Origin of the sequence: Nostoc sp. (genome assembly GCF_036919615.1) — a bacterium.
GTDB lineage: Bacteria > Cyanobacteriota > Cyanobacteriia > Cyanobacteriales > Nostocaceae > Nostoc.
Genome location: NZ_JBALCN010000056.1, coordinates 1 through 22,640 on the forward strand (window position 1 = coordinate 1; position 22,640 = coordinate 22,640).

At 41.9% G+C, this 22,640-nt stretch carries 18 protein-coding genes; 7 read left to right on the top strand and 11 right to left on the bottom strand.

The features are described 5' to 3' along the window. Positions 1-258: 258 nt before the first annotated feature. The 5 genes from V7K48_RS16925 to V7K48_RS16945 form a co-directional block, all read right to left on the bottom strand. Positions 259-2,472 (bottom strand): GumC family protein, encoded by a 2,214-nt coding sequence (locus V7K48_RS16925; protein ID WP_335074383.1) that lies wholly within the window; start codon positions 2,470-2,472, stop codon positions 259-261. Between the two features lie 544 nt (positions 2,473-3,016). Continuing rightward, positions 3,017-3,976 (bottom strand): ribonuclease Z, encoded by a 960-nt coding sequence (locus V7K48_RS16930; RefSeq protein WP_334968313.1) that lies wholly within the window; start codon positions 3,974-3,976, stop codon positions 3,017-3,019. A gap of 162 nt (positions 3,977-4,138) precedes the next feature. Further along, positions 4,139-5,227 carry a chorismate synthase gene (aroC, locus tag V7K48_RS16935; RefSeq protein ID WP_335074385.1) on the bottom strand — a complete coding sequence of 363 codons (1,089 nt, stop codon included), beginning with the start codon at positions 5,225-5,227 and terminating at the stop codon, positions 4,139-4,141. A gap of 210 nt (positions 5,228-5,437) precedes the next feature. Further along, a complete protein-coding gene (gene psbA, locus V7K48_RS16940; RefSeq protein ID WP_335074387.1) occupies positions 5,438-6,520 on the bottom strand; it encodes a photosystem II q(b) protein in 1,083 nt (360 codons plus the stop codon). A gap of 1,059 nt (positions 6,521-7,579) precedes the next feature. Further along, positions 7,580-8,209, bottom strand: a complete 630-nt coding sequence (locus tag V7K48_RS16945) for a hypothetical protein (RefSeq protein ID WP_335074388.1) — start codon at positions 8,207-8,209, stop codon at positions 7,580-7,582. A gap of 385 nt (positions 8,210-8,594) precedes the next feature. On the opposite strand from V7K48_RS16945, the gene V7K48_RS16950 reads away from it, so the two are divergent. Further along, the gene (locus tag V7K48_RS16950) at positions 8,595-8,966 is read left to right on the top strand and encodes a DUF2237 family protein (RefSeq protein WP_334977730.1); all 372 of its coding nucleotides are present in this window, start codon (positions 8,595-8,597) and stop codon (positions 8,964-8,966) included. A gap of 175 nt (positions 8,967-9,141) precedes the next feature. On the opposite strand, the gene V7K48_RS16955 is transcribed toward V7K48_RS16950, so the two are convergent. From V7K48_RS16955 to V7K48_RS16965, 3 genes are all read right to left on the bottom strand, one after another. Further along, entirely contained in the window at positions 9,142-11,187 is a 2,046-nt protein-coding gene (locus V7K48_RS16955; RefSeq protein ID WP_335074390.1) for a hybrid sensor histidine kinase/response regulator, read from the bottom strand. Between the two features lie 4 nt (positions 11,188-11,191). Beyond that, positions 11,192-11,764, bottom strand: coding sequence for a chemotaxis protein CheB (locus V7K48_RS16960; protein ID WP_335074393.1), 573 nt, complete (start codon positions 11,762-11,764; stop codon positions 11,192-11,194). A gap of 98 nt (positions 11,765-11,862) precedes the next feature. Beyond that, positions 11,863-12,129, bottom strand: coding sequence for a cysteine hydrolase family protein (locus V7K48_RS16965; protein WP_335074396.1), 267 nt, complete (start codon positions 12,127-12,129; stop codon positions 11,863-11,865). A gap of 1,013 nt (positions 12,130-13,142) precedes the next feature. Between V7K48_RS16965 and V7K48_RS16970 the strand changes: the two genes are divergently transcribed. The 5 genes from V7K48_RS16970 (at position 13,143) to V7K48_RS16990 (ending at position 17,695) form a co-directional block, all read left to right on the top strand. Continuing rightward, positions 13,143-13,643 (top strand): DUF2231 domain-containing protein, encoded by a 501-nt coding sequence (locus V7K48_RS16970; protein WP_335074398.1) that lies wholly within the window; start codon positions 13,143-13,145, stop codon positions 13,641-13,643. Beyond that, on the top strand, positions 13,640-14,245 hold the full coding sequence (locus V7K48_RS16975) for a DUF2231 domain-containing protein (RefSeq protein WP_335074400.1): 606 nt from the start codon (positions 13,640-13,642) through the stop codon (positions 14,243-14,245). The genes V7K48_RS16970 and V7K48_RS16975 overlap by 4 nt, the downstream gene beginning before the upstream one ends. Positions 14,246-14,272: 27 nt before the next feature. Continuing rightward, the gene (locus V7K48_RS16980) at positions 14,273-15,199 is read left to right on the top strand and encodes a cytochrome c oxidase subunit II (RefSeq protein WP_335074441.1); all 927 of its coding nucleotides are present in this window, start codon (positions 14,273-14,275) and stop codon (positions 15,197-15,199) included. Positions 15,200-15,213: 14 nt separating this feature from the next. Continuing rightward, positions 15,214-16,902: a cytochrome c oxidase subunit I gene (gene ctaD / locus V7K48_RS16985; RefSeq protein ID WP_335074402.1), complete on the top strand. Its 1,689-nt coding sequence runs from the start codon at positions 15,214-15,216 to the stop codon at positions 16,900-16,902. Between the two features lie 190 nt (positions 16,903-17,092). Next, entirely contained in the window at positions 17,093-17,695 is a 603-nt protein-coding gene (locus tag V7K48_RS16990) for a cytochrome c oxidase subunit 3 (RefSeq protein WP_335074404.1), read from the top strand. 568 nt (positions 17,696-18,263) lie between these two features. Here V7K48_RS16990 and V7K48_RS16995 read toward each other — a convergent pair. Further along, positions 18,264-19,094: a hypothetical protein gene (locus V7K48_RS16995; RefSeq protein WP_335074406.1), complete on the bottom strand. Its 831-nt coding sequence runs from the start codon at positions 19,092-19,094 to the stop codon at positions 18,264-18,266. Between the two features lie 225 nt (positions 19,095-19,319). On the opposite strand from V7K48_RS16995, the gene V7K48_RS17000 reads away from it, so the two are divergent. Next, positions 19,320-20,243, top strand: coding sequence for an FTR1 family iron permease (locus V7K48_RS17000; RefSeq protein WP_335074408.1), 924 nt, complete (start codon positions 19,320-19,322; stop codon positions 20,241-20,243). A gap of 277 nt (positions 20,244-20,520) precedes the next feature. Here V7K48_RS17000 and V7K48_RS17005 read toward each other — a convergent pair whose 3' ends face one another. Beyond that, positions 20,521-21,300 carry a hypothetical protein gene (locus V7K48_RS17005; RefSeq protein WP_335074410.1) on the bottom strand — a complete coding sequence of 260 codons (780 nt, stop codon included), beginning with the start codon at positions 21,298-21,300 and terminating at the stop codon, positions 20,521-20,523. A gap of 262 nt (positions 21,301-21,562) precedes the next feature. After that, on the bottom strand, positions 21,563-22,399 hold the full coding sequence (locus V7K48_RS17010) for a CheR family methyltransferase (RefSeq protein WP_335074412.1): 837 nt from the start codon (positions 22,397-22,399) through the stop codon (positions 21,563-21,565). Positions 22,400-22,640 lie beyond the last annotated feature (241 nt).

The following is a 22,640-nucleotide window of genomic DNA, read 5'->3' on the forward strand; positions in this document are numbered from 1 at the left end:
AATTAGTTAGTTAAATATAATTAAAATTTTAACAGCTACAAACGAATAATTTGAGTTAGAAAATATCAGATTTCACTACATATTTACCACTACCTGACACTCATTATTGACAAAAGTGCCTACCTCTGGTCTATGTAATCGCAGATCGCGCATACCAGAAGTTCCCACGTATGGTTCATCCTACAAATATCAGCGCAGTTGCATTTAAAAACCCTCCAAAAGAAGACTCAGTAAATTACTCTTTGCGTCTTCTTCAGTCTACGATGCTAATACCTTTTGAGAATTGCTCACTTCATTAGCGATAATTCCAATTAAATTCAACTTACTCAAAATTTCTGTTGCTTGAGTCAGTTCAGTTCGAGTCACTTTACCCATACGCTCTACCATCACAATACCATTACAAAAAGATGCCACAATCCTGGCATCAACCGTGCCTAAAATAGGCGAAGCATCTATCAGTACTAAGTCATATGTTTGCTCAAACAATTCTATTAGTTCTTTCATCCGTTGAGAACTGAGCAACTTCACTGTGTCTTCTGGTTCAGGCCCAGCAGTCAAAATATCAATGGAGGGGTGAATCGGCTGGATGTAATCTTGAAAATCAGTAGTTGTCTCATCAACTAATAACAGAGATAGTCCCCAGTCATTAGATAGTTCCAGGATTTTGTGCAAGCTAGGATTATGTAGGTTAGCATCAATTACTAATACCCGTCGATGCATCCGGGCAGCACTAGCCACAAGCCCTAAAACTAACGTTGTCTTCCCTTCCCCTGGTAGTGCTGAAGTCAACATCAGCGACTTGAAGGGGAAGGGATATTTTAATATTTGAATATTTTGATAGATCATGTCCAGGTTTTCATGGACGGGCAATCTAGTACTGGCTTCTACTACACAGTTATCTAAGCTTCGCCGCCCATTCCAAGGCAGACTCAGCCGCCGCTTTTTGACATCACGTGACGGTAGTTTTGGTACTGACCCCAGTACACGTAGATTCGTCAGTTTCTTTAAATCTCCCGCACAATAAATAGCGTCATTAAACTTTTCCAAAATTAGGGCTGCTAAAATACCTAAAATCGGCCCAATTACCGCTCCCCCAACCAAAAGTAATAATCTGTTGTTCCCCATATAAGTACCCAGAGCAGGTTCTGCCAAAACTTGCCAGTTATATCCTTCCTGAGCAATTTTCAGTCCCAAGGACTGTTGCACTTGGAGCAGTTGTTCAAGGGTTTTGTGACTAGTTTCTACCTTTGGCAACAGACGGTTATACTCTGCTATTAAGCTTGGATATTTGTTTAGCTCAGAGCGGAGTCGCTGTTCTGACTCGGCTAGATTCTTTTCATTGGCAGTTAGTCCTAAGACAGTTGTCTGCACTAGAATAAACTCGTCTATTACCGTTGGATCAACGCCTACCATTTTACCTTTCAAGAGCGGTTCTCCCTGACTGCTAGTAGTAATAGCTTTCACCTCTTGTCGTAATAGCAACAGTTGACTTTGGCGTTGCTGCTTTAGTTTTTCTACTGATGGATAATCGTCTGTATAGCGCAGCCGCTCCTTAGCCAATGCTAGTTCAGTCTTTTGAATTTCACTCAATAGCACTTGGTAGCGGCTTGAGCGATTTAAACGAGAAGAAATTAGTTCACTCTGCTGAGATGAAGACGCTATTTGTTGCTCTAGGTTATCGTAGCGAGCGTTTACATCTTGAAGGTTGGCACGAGTGGTTTGTAGCTGTTGTTGAATATCGGCTAGAGATTCTAGCAGGATTTTACTTTGAACTTCGGGATTGAGTAATTTATGTTTCTTGCGAAACTGTTCCAAATTTTTATCAGCTTTACTCACCTCTTTTTTTATTTCAGGTAGGCGAGCGTTTACAAAAGCTAGTCCCTGATTAAGACGTTCTTTTTGTTGCTCTTTGTTGTAGTTTTGATAGACTTTCTGTAAAGCTTGAAGTACTCTTTGTGCTTTGAGTGGATCGTCATCATTGAAAGAAACTTCAAATACTTGATTAAAAACTTTATTAGTTCCGATACCTCTCTCTTCTGGAGTCACTTCTAGAGATGCTTTTTTGCTCTGCTTTTTTTGACCATTGATATCTTCTAAGGTAATATCAGGATAATCAGAATGAAGTAAATTTACGGCTTTTTGGAGCAACTTAGAACTCAGCATGAGTTTCATCTGAGTAGTGGAATCAACAACTTGAGAATTGGAATCAGTAACCTGAGTATCTGCCCCGACTGGGATATTATTTGACTGTGCTGCTTCAGATAAATTGGAACTTACCAATATCTGTAAATTGCTCTGGTAAGTAGGTTTGGCAATCACAGCTAAGAGGCTAGCAGCTGACATAACTACACAGGAAACCCCCAAGATCAGAAAGCGTCGGCGAAGCAAAATAGTAGACAGTTGTCTGATGTCAACTGCATCTTGTGCTGAAGTAGTAACCTGTTGCTCTTGATTCAGATTAGTCTTAGCCACTATCAAACTCCTCTAATATCGAAACACTATATTTATTTGGAAGATTTATAAGAAATGTGAAATGATTTTTTTACACCTAATAGCTATAACAGCATACTTAATTATTCTTCCAACGATGACAAGCCAACTAACGCTTTCATGTTCATCAATTCATGCATATAAATTCTTAATCAGTGTTGGAAGAATAAATTTTTAATAAATATTTTATTTAAAGAAGAAAAATCTTGACGAAAAATTAATTATTTTTCCTAAGTATTTAAGTAAAAAATTTTCTGATTCAGAATATGACTATATATTAAAGTTATTTTGATTACTTGTAATATAAAAACACATTGAGAAAAATATTTTAACCATACTATTTATATATTATTGATACACTTAGTTAACCGGAAATTATTGGTTAACTAGTTGACTTAACTTGTAAAACCAAACTGCTATTTATTTGCTGGACGTTATGAGTTGGACTACTAAACTCCAAGATTTCAGCTGGTTAATTTTAGATTTTAGATTAGAAGGGTTCAATAGGAAATCTAAAATCCAAAATTTAAACGCCTACCTTGGTTAACTCTACTTCCCGTCGCCTGGGTACTTCATGAATCATAAAATCGTAAGCCATATCAGTACGGGGAAAAATAGCACGGGCTTCCTTGAGGAGATCCTTCAACTCCAAGGTATTTCCGGGAGCATAGCGGGGACTAAAATGACTCATAATCAGTCGATGTGCCCCAGCAGCTAAAGCTGTTTGCGCCGCCATTGTGGTTGTGGAATGCAATCGCTGAAAAGCCATGTCTGCATCTTGATGGGCAAAGGTTGCTTCGTGAATTAATACATCAGCATCATCAGCTAATTCCACTGCACCATCACAATAAATTGTGTCTGTACAATAGGCAATCTTTCGACCAATTTCTGTAGGACCGCATAATTGAGTGCCATCAATCACCCGTCCGTCAGCAAGGGTAACTGTTTCACCGCGCTTGAGTTGACCGTAAATTCGACCAGGAGGAATTTGCAACGCCTTGGCTTTTTCGACATCAAAACGTCCTGTCCGGTCTTTTTCGGCTACGCGGTAGCCGAAAGCTGTAATGCGGTGATGTAAATTACCGCAGCTAACGGTGAAGTCATCGTCTTCATAAATTACCCCTGGACGGATGGCATGGACTTTAATCGGGTAAGAAAAGTGCGTGTAGGAGTAACGTGAGGCGGTTTGAATGTAATCATTTAATCCAGGTGGGCCATATATATCAATTCGTTCCACATTGCCAGCCAAGCCGCAAGTAGCAAGAAGTCCCATCAAGCCAAAGATGTGGTCACCGTGCATATGGGTGATAAAAATTCGGGAGAGTTGACTAATTTTTAGTTCACTTCGGATAATTTGATGCTGAGTACCTTCGCCACAGTCGAATAACCACAGTTCTGCCCTTTGGGGTAATCTCAGGGCGACACTAGAAACATTGCGCGATCGCGTGGGTACACCGGAACTTGTCCCTAAGAATGTTATCTGCACAGTGTTCTTTAGTCTTCCTATTGCTCAATTTTCAGCTGTATTTTCTATAGTGACACGGTTCATGAACAAAATACTTTTGAGAGGAAGTCGCCTTTTTGAACCCGGTAGTACTAAACTGAGTTCTTCTTTATAAATAATTTTTTGTAAGTCAAAGTGTAGTGACTACAAGACCTGACACTGCCCATGATGCCGTAACAAATGGTCACACAGCACCAACGCCACCATTGCCTCAACCATTGGAACTGCACGCGGTAATACACAAGGATCATGGCGTCCTTTCGCTGCTAATAGGGTTTCTTCGCCCTTACGAGTTACAGTCTTCTGCTCTTTTCTAATTGTTGCTGTCGGCTTAAATGCAACTCGCAAGATGATATTTTCCCCGTTGGAAATCCCCCCTTGAATACCACCAGAACGGTTTGTGAGTGTGCGGATTTCACGATTTTGATCAATATAAAATTCGTCGTTATGCTCAATTCCCGTTAGCAGCGTTCCCCCAAAACCGGAACCAATTTCAAAGCCTTTGCTAGCAGGGAGAGACATCACACCTTTAGCGATATCAGCTTCCAATTTATCAAATACTGGTTCTCCTAAACCTTTGGGCACATTTCGCGCCACACATTCTATGACACCGCCGATAGAATCACCTTGTCTACCTGTTTGCTCAATTAATTCAATCATCCGATCGCTGCATTCAGCATCGGGACAGCGGACGATATTGCTTTCCACTTGTTCTAAGGTGACAGTATTTGGATCAACTACACCTTCCAAGTCTTTGATGCGCTTAACGTAAGCGATAATTTCAACATTGGCGACTTGACGGAGAATTTTTTTAGCGATCGCACCTGCTGCTACTCTTCCGATTGTCTCACGCGCTGACGACCTACCCCCACCTTGCCAATTGCGAATGCCATATTTTGCATCATAAGTTGCATCCGCATGAGAAGGTCGATATTTCTCGGACATCTCGTCGTAGTCTTGGGGACGAGTGTCTTTGTTCCGCACCAAAATTGCTATAGGCGTTCCTAGTGTTTTGCCTTCAAATACCCCTGATAAAATCTCGCAGGTATCCGCTTCTTTGCGAGGAGTTGTAATTTTACTTTGTCCGGGACGCCTTCTATCTAGTTCTACTTGAATTTCTTCTGCCGAAATTTCTAGTTTTGGAGGACAACCATCAATCACAACCCCCACACCGCCGCCGTGAGACTCGCCAAAAGTACTGATGCGAAATAGATGACCAAAAGTGTTGCCCATGATTTTGAAGAAAAAGGTGAGGCTTATGTATTTTACCTAGAGTTCTTGCAAAAGTTTGTTTTGCTCTGATCTTTGTAGAACTTTCCGCTATTTTTTAGCATTTATACAACGTGTTTCCGAGTTTTTATCCAACTTTATCTGTTGCTAACTTAAATAAAAAGCGCCCCCCCTTTCGGGAGAGCGCTTTTTGATTTAGCTAAACTTTACTATTCAACCGTTGATCGCAGGAGCGGTTAGAGCTACAGGAGCAAAATCACCTGCTGCCAAATCTAAGGGGAAGTTGTGAGCATTGCGCTCGTGCATTACTTCCATACCCAGGTTAGCCCGGTTGATTACATCTGCCCAAGTCGCAATTACACGACCTTCAGAATCAATGATTGATTGGTTGAAGTTGAAACCGTTCAAGTTGAACGCCATTGTGCTGACACCCAAGGCGGTGAACCAGATGCCGATTACAGGCCACGCTGCTAAGAAGAAGTGCAAACTGCGGCTGTTGTTAAAAGAAGCGTATTGGAAGATTAACCGACCGAAGTAACCGTGGGCTGCAACGATGTTGTAGGTTTCTTCTTCTTGACCGAACTTGTAACCGTAGTTAAGAGATTCGGTTTCAGTGGTTTCACGAACCAAGGAAGAAGTAACTAGACTTCCGTGCATTGCAGAGAACAAACTTCCACCGAATACACCTGCTACACCTAATTGGTGGAAGGGGTGCATTAAGATGTTGTGTTCTGCTTGGAAGACGATCATGAAGTTGAATGTTCCGCTTATACCCAAGGGCATACCATCAGAGAAGGAACCTTGTCCGATTGGGTATACCAAGAAGACTGCACTTGCTGCTGCTACTGGTGCTGAGTAGGCTATAGCAATCCAAGGACGCATTCCTAAGCGGTAGGATAGTTCCCATTCACGTCCCATGTAGCAGAATATGCCAATCAGGAAGTGGAAGATTACCAATTGGTAAGGACCACCGTTGTACAACCACTCATCTAAAGAAGCTGCTTCCCAAATTGGGTAGAAGTGCAAGCCGATAGCGTTGGAGGAAGGTACTACTGCACCGGAGATGATGTTGTTTCCATAAATTAAGGAACCTGCAACTGGTTCACGGATACCATCGATGTCTACTGGAGGTGCGGCGATGAAGGCGATTACGAAGCAGGCGGTGGCTGCTAGCAGGGTGGGGATCATCACTACGCCGAACCAACCGATGTAAATCCGGTTGTTGGTGCTGGTGATCCATTTACAGAATCGATCCCATACGTTGGCGCTTGAGCGCTGTTGTAAGGTTGCTGTCATGGTTTTATAAGTGCGGTTAGTTGTTTATGAATCAGGCGGTTTTTTCTTTGCCTGTGAAACTACTTTACACCACTTTACAATTTTTAATCAACTATATAGCTTTTGTAAAGCTGATGGAACCTATTAACTTTACTTATTTAAAGGCAAGCAATGAGGTCAGGATACGCCAAAGCTCTCTTTTGTATGACATCACAACATACAGCAGATTGCAACTTCTCTTCTTAGGCTACGCCAAGGTGAGGTACAGATCATCGTAGGGGCACAACATGTTGTGCCCCTACCTGTGTACTTCATTTACCTGCAATACGCTGTATATATATAGTTATAGTTGTAGAAATTATTATTTTATTTTGGTTCTATTGCCTACTGTGCTGGGAATAATAGCTTTGTAGATTACCGCTATTCCAAAAAAAAGTTAACCCTCGGCTTACCACTGGGGGCTTTTTTTGTTTGGCAAAATGGCATATCTCTAAATTAGACGGTTGCTATGGTATTTGAGTAGGATACATTCCATGCGAAAAGTACTGACTTGCATTACCCCTGGCTAACTACCAGGGGTTTTTATTGGAACTTCACTTTAGTAATTGTGGAACTCTAAAAAAAATTTCGCTTTCTGAAATCTTGCAAGGTGTAGATAAGCCACACTGTACAGTTTCAGGAAAGTACAACTTATCTTCCTCGCAATATCTTCCACAAACGTAGCAAAACTTGTGTCTTGTCGCGTTTGTATTGTTTTGATCGTCCATTGATCAAAATCCCAGTATTGTTCCATAACAGGCACAACTCCTGCGGTTGCATCCTTGTTTAATACTTGCCGGCTGACATCCACGCCACTTCAGCTCAACTTATCAATGAAAAAACCACTTGTTAGCGTCGGGAAGGGGTTTTCAGGCTGCATAGATTAATTTTAGTTATCCGAGAAGTATTAAATCTATAGCTAATTCCCTACATGATTATAATTTCGCTAAACTTGATAACATGTTTAATCAAGTGCGATCGCATTTGTAAGCTCAAAGTAATTTATTCTTTTTAGCAAAAGTTTTTTAGAGAATACCGCGACTACACATAGTTATTGTCCAGGGGTACTGACGTGTTAACAATCTTTATGTCAGGGGTAACATTAAAACCAAAAGGTTTTACTTGTTGAGATGATTCTTCAAATAACTGACTAATTCTATCTTTCAGGTCTTTTTTTGAAAAGTTTATTATCACTTGAGTAAGCGATTCAAGTAACTCAGTCCATGAAGGATTATCAGAATATATTTTAAAAGTTTCAGTAAAGAATTTTTCTTCTTTTATCGATGGTGCTATAACAATAAAAATATCATCTTCTTGCTTAATAGAGATATGCATAGCAATTCCTGAAGGCGGGACTAAATTTTTATTAAAAAAGCTTCTACCACAACTACTAATATTAAAACCTTTGTTTTGTGCAGAAATTACTAATTTGAAACTAAAAAAACATTCATTTTCTACAAAAATAGCATCTTGAATAAAATTATAAGGAGCAATTTTAGAGCCTTTTTCATCAACAATATATATATCTTTTCCTGGAGTGCATTGAATATGTAAGGCTATTCTATCAATCAATTCACGGATAAAATCAAAATTCTTACCTACATATGCATAGGTCTCCTCATAATCTTTATTAACACTATCGACTAGATGTTGAAATATTGATTTTTCCATAGTAATAAAACTTTTACTAAAAAAACGATATTATCATGTTTAACTTCAACTTTGCAAGTAACTTCCTAAGTTTATGGAGTGCGATCGCTTACCCGCCCAGTGTAGGCAATCGCCAAAAATCTGATTAAAGATAGTGCTTTTGAGTAGCACATCAAACCCTTATAACTTCGTTAATTACCACAGTGGCAATTCTGTCTACGCCTGGGGATTCTACTGAGAGATTGCACCATTCTTAATAACCTTAAGGTTGACAACTTGGTATAAGTAGTGATTATAGAATTCCCTGCTTTTCCAAATTAATCAGGGATAGCGATTTTAATCCAACTAGGGAAGTGTCAATATAGGCTTATATCGAAGCCAAAAAATCAAGTACAACGAATTAACGATGACAGAAGCTAAAAACGTAATCGGTGGAAACCTAGAAGCCTGCTGCACTTCTCCCATGACTGGGTTTTACCGCGACGGTTTTTGTCGCACAGGTGGTCAGGATTTCGGGTCGCACGTCGTATGTGCCGAAGTGACATCAGAATTCCTGGAGTTCACCAAATTGCGGGGAAACGACCTGAGCACACCTGTTCCTGATTCTAATTTTCCTGGACTAAAGCCTGGCGATCGCTGGTGTTTGTGTGCTTCTCGCTGGCAAGAAGCTCTTGATGCTGGCGTTGCTCCACCCGTCATACTTTCAGCAACCCATGCTAGAGCTTTGGAAATGGTTTCCCTAGACGAACTGAAAAAACATGCCTTAACTTCGTCTTAATTGGGCATTGGGCATTGGGCAATTCAATTTTGGATAATGGAATTGACGATAGCGCAGCATTAGCGAGTCCGCGTCCCTTGCGCGTCTGGTAGAGAGCGTCTGTTGGATTAAATTTCAATTCTTTAATCCAAAATCTAAAATCTAAAATTCTTACTCCACACTCCCCAATTCCAAATCAACTCACGGGAACTTCTAGAGGTAGTTTTAATACATTGACAACCATAGCAATCAATTTAGTGGGGTCAATTGGCTTAGATAAATGCTGCTGAAACCCTGCTGAAAGTGCTTCTAAGCGGTCTTCCTCTCGCGTGTACGCTGTTAAAGCGATAGCTGGGATACGTCCGCCTTTTTCTGGTTCCAAAGAGCGCAGTTTCCGAATTAGCGTATAACCATCTTGCTCTGACATGCCGATGTCGCTAATCAGGATATCTGGTTTTGCTTGTTCAAGTACTGCTAGCGCTTCATTAACTGATGCTACCCCAGTAGCAAAAGCCCCATACTCCTCAAACATAAAACTGAGAAAGTTACGGGTATCTGCTTCATCATCTACAACTAAAACTCTTAATCCAGCAAGCGGCATTGATGCTACAGGGGAGGAAATTTTTCCTGTGGCTTCTCTATTCCCCTTGTTACCCCTATTGTCTTGTAGCAGTGGCAGTTTCACAGTAAAGGTTGCTCCTTCTCCTGTGCCTAAACTTTGGGCAAAGATTGTACCCTTGTGCAGTTCCACTAGATGACGGACGATCGCTAGTCCTAGTCCTAGTCCATTGTGCGATCGTGTTGTGGTGCTGTCTGCTTGCCGGAAACGCTCAAATACTTTGGGTAAAAACTCGGAACTGATGCCAATGCCTGTATCGGTAACTTGAATTTTGGCATATTTGTGAGTTGTTTGTTGTTCTTCATCACAGATTACCAACAGATTCACTTCTACCCTGCCACCCTTAGGGGTAAACTTAATGGCGTTAGTTAGTAGGTTCCAGACAACTTGTTGTAACCGGGCTGGATCACCATAAACTGACCCTACCGAAGTATCGAGGACAGTATTTAACTTAATATCTTTTGCTTCTGCTAGGGGACGCACTGCCTCTAAGGCTGCCTCCATCACTGAGATCAGATTTACAGCAGATACATTTAATCGCAGCTGACCACGGATAATCCGGGATACATCTAAGATATCCTCAATTAGTTGCATCTGAGATATCGCGTTGCGTTCAATCGCCTCTAGGGCACGGGAGGTAGCTTTGTCGTCAAGTTTCTTAGAGCGGAGGATTTTTGACCAGCCGAGCATTGAGGTTAGAGGTGTGCGGAGTTCGTGGGAGAGAACGGCGAGAAACTCATCTTTCATCCGATTTGCTGCTTCTGCTTCCTGTCTTGCCGTCTGTTCTCGAATCACTTGAGCACGGACTTCTTCTGCTTGTTTGCGTTCAGTAATATCTTCGAGAGTGCCTACATATCCTAGCAATTCTCCTTGACCGGAAAGCATCGGTGATGAGCGAACCTGAACCCAACGGACGATGCCGTAAGCTGTTTGAAAGCGAAACTCTTCAGAGTAATCGCGACCTTCACGAATGTAGTCAGACCAACTGGCAACTGCTCGTTCTCTATCTTCTGGATGAACAGATTCTAGCCATTTTTTTTCTAAACTCTCTGCCGCTTTTAAGCCACAAATTGTTTGATAGCGGGGATTAGTATACCTAGAATCTCCTTCAGTATCAATTTCAAAAATACCAACGGGTGAACAGGTACTTAGCGATCGCAATCGTTCTTCACTTTGCCTGAGTTCCGCATTCACAGCTACCAGCTGCGCTGCTTGTTGCTTGACGGCTTCTGTTTTCTTAAAAAGCTCTACGAATACTGTGACTTTAGAAGTCAATATATTCGGGTCTAATGGTTTGAGCAAATAATCAACTGCACCCAAGGCATAGCCTTTAAACAGCATTTGGTCGCTGCTGCTAAAGGCGGTGAGAAAGATAATTGGAGTGTGACGCGATCGCCCCCGATTGCGAATCAAGGTAGCAGTTTCAAAGCCATCCATCCCTGGCATTTGCACATCCAACAAAATCACCGCAAAGTCTTGATGCAGCAGACACCTCAAAGCTTCTTCCCCAGAAGTAGCTCTCACGAGATTCTCCCCTAGTTTTTCTAGGATTGCCTCTAGTGCCAGCAAATTTTCTAGTTTATCATCCACTAGGAGGATGTTTACTTTGGGTTCCATCTGCATGGGTTTATTTCCGTGATGAGTGACAAAGCTTGACCATTTGAGAAGCAATGTCTGAGAGTGTCAAAATCCAGTCTACTGCAACAGCAGAAATTGCTGCCTCTGGCATAATGTCGCTCTCCGCTGTGGTAGGTTCTTGTACAATAGTAAGTCCTCCCTGCGCTTTTATTTTCTTTAAACCTTGCTTACCATCTTGATTTGCCCCTGTCAATATTACACCAATAACTTGCTGAGTGTAGACATCAGCAGCTGACTCAAACAGCACATCAATAGATGGTCTGGCATAGGAAACAGGCTGATCAGTTGAGAGAGCAAAATGATCTAGTTCAACCAGCAAGTGATAATCTGCTGGAGCTAGGTAGATATGTCCTGGTAGTATTTCGTCTTTGTCTTCTACTTCTCGAATCGGCAAGAAAGTGGATTCTTGTAATAACTCCTGGAGTGTGTTATTAGACTCCTTGTGACGATGTTGCACGATCGCGATCGGCACTAGAAAGTCTGCTGGTAAGTTCCCCAGGATAATTTTTAATGCTGATAATCCACCTAAAGAAGTACCAATTACCACAATTTTAAACGACACTTGTTTAGTCCTCACACCTGTAAAATGTGGGTTTCAATCTTAGTGTGACTTGATAGCTCTTTTTACGCTCATAACTTTTCAAACACCCTCTTAATACACTAAAACAACATTGCAGGTAATTCGCTAAAAGAAATCACATATTTCTCTCCAATATTGCGTTTCAATATCTTAATCGCCGCTTCATGATATTCCTGCCCACCACTAGAAGCACAGCCATCTGATACTACGAACGTCTCAAGTCCAGCATTAAAGAGTCCTAAAGCTGTAGCCATCACACAAGCGTCTGTATCAACTCCACACACTGCAATTGTAGTAATAGCGTTATTTTGCAAGGCTTGGAGCAGACTAAGTGCAATCGGACGCATTCATTCGAGTTGAAGTAAAAAACGACACAGAAGTAATTGTGGTAAGAAGGTTTGAAATGCAATTTGTGCAGCCTGACCCCAGTCTGTTAAATCTATGGAATCAGTAGACAAATATGCCCAGTGTGCCAGAATACAAGCAATTAGAGACAATATAAACCAACGGTAAACACGCCATAGTGTTCCTTGTCCAAAACATTGAGACAGAGCCTCCCATTAGGCATTCCCAGTCGGAGACTTCTTCTCAAGGTAATCTCTGAAGGACTTATCTAGACAGGCTTTCACCTTAAGTTGACACCAATGACCGCACTGGCTCCCCTACGTGTATTTCAAAAATCAAATATGATTCCTATATTTTTGTAATTTGCATTACAATTAAATATTTTGTGATTGTGAAATACTTCACAAATAAATATTGTAATTAGGCTTTTGAAAATTTAAATTAATGCCAGAATCGATACATTGTGTAAATATTTTTTTGCTAACTAACTAACATTTAAAATTTTAATTATTATTGTTTTGACAATTCATAAAAATTTACTTAAGCTAAAAGATAAGTTAAGCAAATCAACAAACGACAGCGATTTGGTTTAGCTACATCAAAAATTGCTGTTGCAGACTATTGACATGAGGAAATTAATCACAACAAAGTTATTCGTTGTAGGCAACTTTACTAGAATTGTCTACAAAAAGCTAAGACATGATTAAGCGTATTGCACCGCGCACATATTGAACAGATTCCGGTCAGTTATGGATGGATACTTGTGGTGATATTAGTGAGTATTCATCAATCATTGAAGTTTGACTAGCAATTTTAGATTTTGGATTTTAGATTTTGGATTAGGGTCTTCTGGTTTATGCTCCATCAGGCACAGAATAAATCTAAAAGAGGCTCGATAACTCGTTGGCATAGCCTCTCCAAGAGTTGTGGCTGTGCTATCGGCAATCCAAAATTAGCAATTCTATTATCCAAAATTGATTGACCACAGTGCGGTAGATATGTCTAGGAGAAGACAATGCTTGAGTATTTTACATCTTTGAACGACCACAATTTACCTTATCCAGATACGATTCATCCCATCGTTGTCCACTTCGTAATAGCGATGGTGTTGTTTTCCTTTTTCTGCGACGTAGTTGGCTATTTTACTGGTAAAGCCAGTCTTTTTGAGGTGAGTTGGTGGAATATGTGTGTCGCCACGATCGCTATTTTTGTTGCGATCATTTTTGGTCAGTTTGAAGCGGGTTTAGCGCAACCTTACAGCCTAGTTAAATCGGTGCTGAATTTGCATACGCTGATTGGTTGGTCGCTTTCGGGAATCATCACGGCGATTACAGCTTGGCGCTATGTAATTCGTGCCCGCAACCCGCAAAAAGTACCGATTTATTATCTAGGAGCCGGATTAGTTTTGACTTTGATAGTTGGCTTGCAGGTATATCTCGGAGATGAACTTGTTTGGGTATATGGATTGCATACCGTGCCAGTTGTGGAAGCATTAAAGGATGGTCTGTTGCCATGAACTCAGAACTGATTGATCAATTGACCGGCTCTCTAGGCGCAAACGGATTACCTTACACAATTCCTATTCATCCCAACTTAGTCCATCTGACAATAGGTTTGTTCATCATTGGGATGACCTTTGATATTGTTGGTATTCTATTCCCCTTCCAAAAATGGATCTTCAAATCTTTGGCAATTACTGTGGAACGTGACAACTTATTTGATGTTGGCTGGTACAACATGCTAGCTGCCAGCATCATCACATTTTTCACGGTGGGAGCAGGCTTTTACGAAATGCTGTTGGCAACACCACCAGCTGATACCAAGAGTGCTTGGGGATTGCAGGCAATGGAAACCATGCTCTGGCATGGTGTGGGTGGTGTGTTGTTATTAGCGCTAATTGTTGGCATGACTATCTGGAGAGGATGGCAGCGCTTCGTTTGGTGCAAAGACGCAGACAGACAAGTGCAATGGAGTTATCTACTTACTGGGGTAGGAGTCATCTTGATTATGTACGTCCACGGGACACTAGGGGCGCAAATGGCTACCGAATTTGGCATACACAATACGGCAGATAGTTTGCTGCGATTGGGCCAAGACCTCAACACCACACTCAAGTAAAAGTCCAATGCCCAATAACCAATGACCATGAAAATCCAGAAGATTTTAAATATTTTGACGCTGCTTACAGGCGCGATCGCAGTGACTGTTACTAGTCTCTGGATCGGCAAGCAGGCTTACTTTTGGCTTCCCCCCCAAGCAGCAGCCGAATCTCAATTAATTGATGATTTGATTAGCTTCTTAGTAACCCTCGGTGCCTTCATCTTCTTGGGAGTAACAAGTACTCTAATGTATTCTGTGATCTTCCATCGGGCAGTCAAAAATGACTTCACCGATGGCCCTCCAATTCATGGGAATGTCACCTTAGAAGTTGTCTGGACAGCGATCCCAATTCTTTTGGTGTTTTGGATTGCGGGCTACAGCTACCAAGTTTACGAACAAATGGGGATTCAAGGCCCATCAGAATTAGTTCACCTGCATAATCCATTGGCAATGCAATCGGCTGATGTAGCAGCAAAAGATGTACCAGCTAACGCTTTAGCACAACCCGTTGAGAAAATCGACGTACTAGCTAAACAGTGGGCGTGGGTTTTTCATTACCCAGAGAAAGATATCACCAGTACCGAATTGCATTTACCGAGCGATCGCCGGGTGCGTTTAGCGCTGCGATCACAAGACGTTCTCCACGGCTTTTATATTCCTGCATTTCGCCTTAAGCAGGATATTATTCCCAACCATGCGCTCGACTTTGAATTTACTCCTATCCGCCCTGGTCAATACCGATTGACCGATTCCCAATACAGCGGCACATACTTTGCAACAATGCAGGCGAATGTAGTTGTCGAATCTCCTGAAGATTATCAGCAGTGGCTGGCTAAAGCTGCAACCCAAAAGCCATCCCTAGCAAATAATCAGGCAGCTTCTGAGTATGCTCAAACATCCCATCAATCAGTCCAAACTGGTTGGATCACAGTTCCACCTGCTGCACCTCCTCTAGTCAATTCTCCTGGTTGAAAGGAAAGTAACCGATGACTAATATTCCTATTGAAGGCATTTTCCCCAGTGAGAAGCCTAACCACGAATCTCCAGGTAACTGGAAAGAATACTTCAGCTTTAGTACTGACCATAAGGTAATTGGTATCCAGTATCTCGTTACTTCGTTTTTCTTCTTTCTCGTCGGTGGTATTTTTGCAATGGTGATGCGGGGAGAACTGCTAACACCCGAATCAGATTTAGTCGATCGCACCGTCTACAACGGTATGTTCACCATGCACGGCACTGTGATGCTGTTTTTGTGGACATTTCCCTCACTAGTTGGTTTTGCTAATTATCTAGTGCCTTTAATGATTGGGGCGCGAGATATGGCATTTCCCCGCCTCAACGCCGTTGCCTTTTGGATGGTGCCAGTAGTCGGGATTTTGATGATGGGTAGCTTCTTCGTCCCTGGTGGCCCAGCCCAAGCCGGTTGGTGGTCTTACCCGCCCGTCAGTCTCCAAAATCCCACAGGTAACTTGATTAATGGTCAAGTTATCTGGCTCTTAGCGGTGGCAATATCCGGCGTATCCTCAATTATGGGGGCAGTGAACTTTGTCACCACCATCGTCAAGATGCGGGCCCCTGGAATGGGCTTCTTTCGGATGCCCTTATTTGTCTGGGGAGTGCTTAGCGCCCAGATTATCCAACTATTCGGACTACCTGCACTGACGGCGGGGGCAGTGATGCTGCTACTCGACCTCACAGTTGGCACTAGCTTTTTTGACCCAGCCAAAGGTGGGAATCCAGTAATGTTCCAGCATTACTTCTGGTTCTATTCCCACCCTGCCGTTTACGTGATTATTTTGCCTGTGTTTGCGATTTTCTCGGAAATCTTCCCAGTTTATTCACGTAAACCTCTATTTGGTTACAAAGTAGTTGCCATTTCATCCATCTTGATTGCACTAGTCAGCGGTATTGTTTGGGTACACCATATGTACGTCAGTGGTACGTCAGGCTTGATGCGGTTGATTTTCATGATGACAACAATGTGCGTGTCTGTACCTACGGGCATTAAAGTATTTGCTTGGGTGGCGACTATTTGGGGAGGTAAACTACGACTGCACACACCAATGCTGTTCGCTCTAGGTGCGTTGATCATGTTTGTCTTCGCTGGCATCACAGGCATCATGCTTTCCTCCGTGCCGGTTGATGTCCACGTTAATAACACTTACTTTGTGGTGGGACACTTCCACTACGTCCTCTACGGCACCGTGACGATGGGCTTGTATGCTGCCATCTACCACTGGTTCCCCAAGATGACTGGGCGGATGTACTCTGAAAGCTGGGGTAAAATACACTTTTGGTTAGCTTTCATTGGCACTAACCTTAACTTTTTGCCCATGCACCCCTTAGGATTGCAAGGGATGTTACGCCGAGTTGCTTCCTACGCCCCAGAGTATCAATTCTGGAATGTCATCGCTAGCCTGGGCGGGTTTCTATTAGGAATGTCCACCTTGCCTTTCATTTTCAACATGGTGATTTCTTGGATGCAAGGCGAGAAAGCACCTGATAATCCTTGGCGGGCAATTGGATTAGAGTGGTTAGTTTCTTCACCGCCTCCAGTAGAAAACTTTGAAGAAGTTCCGATTATCATCTCTGAACCCTACGGCTACGGCAAATCTGAACCGTTGACAGCTAACCTACGCGAAAACATTCACTCAACATTGACAAGCGCAGACTGACTTTTATTTCGGAACCAAAACCCTTTTAAAATCTCGTTTCCAGGTAGAACCTGGAAATGATCTTTATTGGGCTGCTGCCGCGAGTAAGAAAGGCGGAGCCTCAATGATGGACATTCCTAGCCAGAGGCTAGGAACGAGGGAATGAGGCAATTACACATCGCAGTCTGCAAGGTAAAGGAGAATTCCACCAATGGACAGTTATATCAATTCAAATGAGTTGCATCAGACAGGCGCAGAACATAGCCACGACGAAGAAGGCAACAAGATGTTTGGCTTCATTGTCTTCCTACTGTCTGAAAGCGTCATTTTCCTGAGTTTTTTCGCCGGATATATCATCTACAAAACAACAACTCCTAACTGGCTACCAGCTGGTGTTTCTGGACTAGAAGTAAAAGATCCGACAATCAACACAGTAATTCTTGTCGCCAGTAGCTTTGTGATTTACTTAGCCGAACGCGCCCTTCAACGCCATGACTTAGTGAAATTTCGCCTGTTTCTCTTGGCAACAATGGCGATGGGAACTTACTTTTTGGCTGGACAAGCGATTGAATGGAGCCACCTGGAGTTTGGGTTTACCTCAGGGGTATTTGGTGGGACGTTTTACCTACTAACAGGTTTCCACGGTTTGCACGTTTTCACAGGTATTCTGTTGCAGTTGATAATTTTGGTACGTTCTTTCATACCTGGCAACTACGACACAGGTCACTACGGCGTCAACGCAACTTCGTTGTTTTGGCACTTCGTTGATGTTATCTGGATTATTTTGTTTCTGCTTATCTATGTTTGGCAGTAAATATTGATGGGGAGGAAAAGCCAAATAATTTATCTGGCTTGGTGTATGGGGTATTGTTAATTACTTCTATACCTCATGCACCATTCACTTTGATAAGTATTTAACTAGCCCTCTTCCATCAGTTTTGGAGAAAGCAATTGCTGCAAGGCTAACGAGACTTTACTTTCCCGATTTTGGCTACATTTTTGAATTTATATTAGAAAATAAAGCTTCAAACCTTGATTGAATGATAGTTTCAGTTTTCTGCTTCGATTATTGTTTTCTGAGAGTGATGAAAGAGCGCTAGGGACTTCCAAAAAATAAAATCATCAGTAAAAATTAATGATAATTATTATTCTTTCGCGTCTACTCTTGATCTTTGTTGATTAATTTATTCTTTGAAAGTCTCTGATATGTTTATAAAGTTTGTCCAGTAGCTCTAACTGAATAGGGCTGATTTTAAAGAGCGCTACTGGTTATATGTCCAGTACATTGATTCTGTAGTATACCGCTTGTCTCGACTCTAAGCCACGACCAGCATTATTCAATTCTGTTAAGGTCTGGGAAATGAGGTGCAAGCACAGAAATATTAATAACATGCTTCAATTTCGTACAAAGGGTCAAGTTGCCGATAATGTTCGGCAGGTTGGAAACACAGTAACCGTGCCCCGTCCACAGCAAGTTGCTTTTGCTGGGTGTAAACTAGATAAAACAAATTATTCTTCCAGAGATGCCAATAAGAGGGGGAACCCCCCAGCAGAGGCTCTAAAGCTTCATCTATTCGCCAAGAATGACCCTTGAGTAATTCTCCGATTTCTGACTGGGCATCAAATGGCTCCTTCTCGGTTCCTATCAACATATCTAATTCTGACAACCTTCTTTCTTCTTCCTGTTGCTGTTTAGGGGAAGGTGCTTTCACAACTGCCTGTATTTCCTCTGGCACATCTAGTAAGAAGAATTGTGAGTACCCATTTGCATTAATCTGTTCGTCATAAAACTGGTTTTCTTCTTCTTCTATACGGTCAACGCTACCAGAAATAAACGTCTGACCCATAGCATCTGCTTCCAGAAGGATACCATTGTGACCGTATGCGCCGAAGTGAAAAGCATTGCAACCAATTTGCATAGCTAGTTCTGATAGACGAGGGCGAGCAGCACCCCTAGCTCGACGGCATAGTAGTTCATTCGGTTCGGTTTTCACTATAGTCCATCCCGGAGTGCTAACGAACAGTCCGACAATCCATAGGTCGGGTAATAGCAGCCACGGAGTTTGGCGCAATTCATCATTTGATAAGGGTTGAGGTGGTTGGGAAATGCGACAGCAACCTTCAAGCTCAAAGATGCGGGTTATAGCCAGTTCGATTGAATTTAAATTATTTGACTGGATACAAGTAGTGTAATTTCGGAACTCGATAAACACGTCAAGCTCCTATTTCGACCGAATATAAGTGGTGAAATTCCAGTATCTCTCAAACATTTTAATATGGGTACTAGTTCTGTCACTTTTCATTTCTAAAGGGCACGCACATAAATCAAAGAAATTAAAGCATCACTCACACAAAAAAAATCCGCTCAAGGTAAAAGTAAAGAAACTGCTACAGTCAACTTAGAAGAAACATTTGCTATTGAAACAATTTAATTTACTATGAATTGGAGTGCTGCATTACCTACCTTTTTCATTACCCTGCGAGAAGGCGTGGAAGCTGCTTTAGTTGTGGGAATCGTCTTCGCCTGTTTACAGCAAGCTCAACAACAAAAATTGCACCGTTGGGTTTACTTAGGAATCCTGAGTGGCATTCTAGCGAGTTTTGTAGTTGGTTTACTAATTCATCTAGGGTTACAAGGATTGCAGACATCTGAGCAATTATATGCGCCTGTCTTCAAGCAATTATTCGAGGTGGGATTAGGTGCGATCGCGATCGCAATGCTCAGTTGGATGCTAATTTGGATGACACGACAAGCACGATTTCTCAAAGCTGAGATTGAAGGTTCCGTCAAAACTGCCTTGGGTGAAGATAACCGCGCAGCTTGGGCAATTTTCAGCTTAGTTTTTATTGCCGTGTTTCGGGAAGGACTAGAAACGGCTTTGTTTATCGTCGCTAAGTTTCAAGAAGGCTTGACACCCATCCTGGGGGCGATCGCAGGACTAGCGATCGCGGTCATAATTGGGATGCTGCTTTTTAAGTGGAGTATTCGCATCAACTTGAAACAATTTTTCCAGGTGATGGGCGTATTTCTGCTATTGATTGTCTCTGGGTTAGTAATTTCTGCCCTCCGCCATCTGGATGCAGCAGCGATCGCTTTTAGCCAAATCAACCCTGAAGTTTTAGGCGTTTGCGGACAAGGAAATACATCTTGTCTTTTGGGGCCCCAGATTTGGGATCTCTCAACCATTTTACCTGACCGCCAGTTTCCTGGTATTTTGCTGAAAACCTTATTTGGCTATACCCAAAAACTGTATCTAGTGCAGGCTATGGGGTATCTCCTCTTTTGGGCAATTGTGGGCGGTCTTTACTTCCGCAGTCTTGATCAGCCAACACAATTAAAGCCAGCAAGCAAATTCAATTAACGTCTCATTCATCAACACCAAACCTGAAAGATTTGACTGAGGGAAATAGACCTTTTGCAAAAATCCCTAACACCCCACCCCCAACCCCTCCCCGCAAGCGAGGAGGGGAGACAAAGCATAGCTTTGGCGGGGTGGGGTTATTATTTTTGATTTATACAAGAAGTCTAATGTGGTAATTTCCCCATATTAGCAAGGGAATTTGATTCCCCTGCTGGATGGCAGAGAAGCTTTTGCTTTGGTAAGTCTGGATAATCACAAAGCTTCTGGGCGCGAGGCGTTAAACTAAATAACTCGTATTGGGCACGATCGCAAAGAAGGCATACTCATACCAAGCAGTCCAGATGAAACTGCGAATCCATCGCTGACGCTTTTCAGGACTCAATTCATATTCAAACGCCCCACGAGATACATCAATGGAAGATAGGTGAGAGTTGCAACCACAGCCGTGTTGATAAGTAAAACCGTATTTGGAAGCAATACTTTGCACCTTCATCTGGATAGCAAACACCTTACCTGCATGGAGTATGGCATCCCAAGCACGTTTGTGTTCGATATCGCGCTGATCAAATCGTAAGGCACGTTCTTCAAAAACATGCTCGCGGTAAATTGGTGCTAAATGCACATGATAAAAGCTGGCAGGTAGTTCATAACCAAACTCATTAAATAAATCTATGCCAATGTGAGCCACTTTTACTTCATCAGCGGACTCGATACCCTTTGACTCCACATCACGGAGAATTTCTGCAAAGTTCGGATAGCTGTGTTTGAGAAAGTCTTGTCCAAAAAAGTCAAGAGTTTCCCATGCCAGTTGTGTAAATAACTGGGAAAATGAGGGTATCAAGTGAGCCAGTTGGGGGCGATCGCTAAACAAGTCAACATCACCATGCTCTAATTTGTATAGGAACAACTGCGCCATCTCAACATAGCTTTGGGGATGGTCAAGTCCGACACTCGTGGTTCCTCTAGCAATGTCTTGCCATCTAGAAGGTAGTTGAGAAACGTGAACCGCATTTTCTCCAGCAATCACTGCAATAGGAGGACATTCGAGAAGTTGCATCGACAATCTCCTTTAAGACTCTAATGTGTAATTTACCTTAAGTGATCGCTTTATCTGTCTTCTGAACACAATTAAAAATGTTTGACAGACTGTCTTTTGACAGCGATGTCTACGATGGGCTACGTCTACGCAACTTTATTGATAATATTTTTCTGGAAAATACTTAGTGCTAATTTGAATACACTTTTAGTTAAACTTTCTCTATCTTTACGGTTAAATCCACCTAAATCACGTTCATTTAGTGGTTCAAACGGCCTGAATTTTAAGCACCAGCTATTTTCTTATATATTTTCTCACCTTTGATTATCTCCTCATAGTACTGCTCATAAGGGGTGAACCTGATGGATTCTTGTTTTCCTAAACCCAAGATACCAAAGGTGCAAAGGCTATTATAAAACAGTTCATGTACCCGCTTTTGAAGTACCTGATTAAAATATATGAGGACATTACGACAAAGGATGACATTAAACTCATTAAAAGAACTGTCAGTTGCTAAATTATGTTGGGCAAAAACAACGTTTTCTCTTAAAGATGCTCGAAAAATTGCGTTATCATAAGCTGCTGTATAATATTCTGAGAAAGACTTCTTGCCGCCTGATTTTAGATAAAGCTGAGTATATTCCTGCATCAGTTTTAGGGAGAAAATACCACTTTTGGCATTTTGTAATACCTTCTCGTTCGTATCAGTGGCATATATGCGGCAACGGTGGTAAAGTCCTTCTTCTTGGAGTAAAATTGCCATTGAGTAAACTTCTTCACCAGTTGAGCATCCAGCGTGCCAGATGCGAATAAACGGATAGGTTTGCAAGAAGGGGATAACTTGATTTCTGAAGGTGTTATAAAAGCTGGGATCACGAAACATTGATGTTACATTTACCGTCAGAGCAAGCAAAAATCGTTCTAAATAGGCACGGTTGTGGAGTAACCGTTCTTGCAATGCAGAAACATTTGCTAATCCCTCTAACTGCATGAAGCTCTGAATGCGGCGCTTGAGTGAGGAAAGAGCATAATCGCGAAAGTCATAACCGTAGTACTGATACAGCCCTTCCAAGAGCAGATGTATTTCGATATCCTCCAAGGTCGATTTGGGCAGAAGCATAATATTTATAATTCATAATTAATAATTAATAATTTACAATTATTACCCCAAGCATGAATGGACTTTTTGAAATAATGATGCTGGACTTTGGGTAATTTTCATAAATCAATTTAGTTGCTCTTTAGGATCAATTAGGGATTAGAATAAATTAATAAATATTTGCTCGTACAAGAATCCCAGATAAGTCATAAACAAAAAATCATGATCACAACCCGCATACTCTTACGTTTACAGTAAGCTA

Bases quoted from the DNA above. Each gene is read 5' to 3' on its own strand.
- aroC (WP_335074385.1), bottom strand. From the start codon at position 5,227: ATGGGCAACACTTTTGGTCATCTATTTCGCATCAGTACTTTTGGCGAG.
- psbA (WP_335074387.1), bottom strand. From the start codon at position 6,520: ATGACAGCAACCTTACAACAGCGCTCAAGCGCCAACGTATGGGATCGA.
- V7K48_RS16945 (WP_335074388.1), bottom strand. From the start codon at position 8,209: ATGGAAAAATCAATATTTCAACATCTAGTCGATAGTGTTAATAAAGAT.
- V7K48_RS16950 (WP_334977730.1), top strand. From the start codon at position 8,595: ATGACAGAAGCTAAAAACGTAATCGGTGGAAACCTAGAAGCCTGCTGC.
- V7K48_RS16955 (WP_335074390.1), bottom strand. From the start codon at position 11,187: ATGCAGATGGAACCCAAAGTAAACATCCTCCTAGTGGATGATAAACTA.
- V7K48_RS16965 (WP_335074396.1), bottom strand. From the start codon at position 12,129: ATGCGTCCGATTGCACTTAGTCTGCTCCAAGCCTTGCAAAATAACGCT.
- V7K48_RS16970 (WP_335074398.1), top strand. From the start codon at position 13,143: ATGCTTGAGTATTTTACATCTTTGAACGACCACAATTTACCTTATCCA.
- V7K48_RS16975 (WP_335074400.1), top strand. From the start codon at position 13,640: ATGAACTCAGAACTGATTGATCAATTGACCGGCTCTCTAGGCGCAAAC.
- V7K48_RS16980 (WP_335074441.1), top strand. From the start codon at position 14,273: ATGAAAATCCAGAAGATTTTAAATATTTTGACGCTGCTTACAGGCGCG.
- ctaD (WP_335074402.1), top strand. From the start codon at position 15,214: ATGACTAATATTCCTATTGAAGGCATTTTCCCCAGTGAGAAGCCTAAC.
- V7K48_RS16990 (WP_335074404.1), top strand. From the start codon at position 17,093: ATGGACAGTTATATCAATTCAAATGAGTTGCATCAGACAGGCGCAGAA.
- V7K48_RS17000 (WP_335074408.1), top strand. From the start codon at position 19,320: ATGAATTGGAGTGCTGCATTACCTACCTTTTTCATTACCCTGCGAGAA.
- V7K48_RS17005 (WP_335074410.1), bottom strand. From the start codon at position 21,300: ATGCAACTTCTCGAATGTCCTCCTATTGCAGTGATTGCTGGAGAAAAT.
- V7K48_RS17010 (WP_335074412.1), bottom strand. From the start codon at position 22,399: ATGCTTCTGCCCAAATCGACCTTGGAGGATATCGAAATACATCTGCTC.